We start from the raw sequence: 502 nt of genomic DNA, 5'->3' as shown, positions 1-502 counted from the left end.
TGATATTCTGAGGCACCTGACAGGCAGGATGCATAGATGAATTGATCTGTTATACCCTGATTTTTATGATGGCCGGGCGTGAGAATTCGAATGTACAGCGGCTTTAGCTGCGCCCACTCTTGGCAAACGTATTTGAGTACAGAACAATCTATACTGGAGTCTGAAGCGACAATGTCAATGAAAGGGCTATTGATATCGCCCCCACGGTAACGCGGACCAGTAAGAAAATGCTGTCCATCAATATTAAGTTTTCGCTGTAAAAAATACTCCTGTGGCAAGCCAGTTTCTTTCCACGGGAACCTTGCTGAAAAGGTGCTATCCACACAGTATTTTTCCTGCTCAGAAATCCATTTTTCAAGCCAGCTATGGAGAATATCCTGTGGTACGGGCAGTTGAGCATACTGAGAAAGCATGAATTCTAGCATCATATCTGTCTGGCATAATTCCATGGTTCAGCTGAGGCTACACAGATTGCACTACCTTTCGCTCAAATAGCAAGCAG

At 44.4% G+C, this 502-nt stretch carries 1 pseudogene; it reads right to left on the bottom strand.

From position 1 onward, the window contains the following. Positions 1-425 (bottom strand): annotated as a pseudogene (locus tag ABLU86_RS17730) (hypothetical protein); the annotation flags it as partial. Between the last annotated feature and the right edge of the window lie 77 nt (positions 426-502).

Source organism: Klebsiella sp. JN_Kp121 (genome assembly GCF_040062145.1).
Taxonomy (GTDB): domain Bacteria; phylum Pseudomonadota; class Gammaproteobacteria; order Enterobacterales; family Enterobacteriaceae; genus Klebsiella; species Klebsiella aerogenes.
This window is presented reverse-complemented; position numbering and strand designations above follow the sequence as displayed.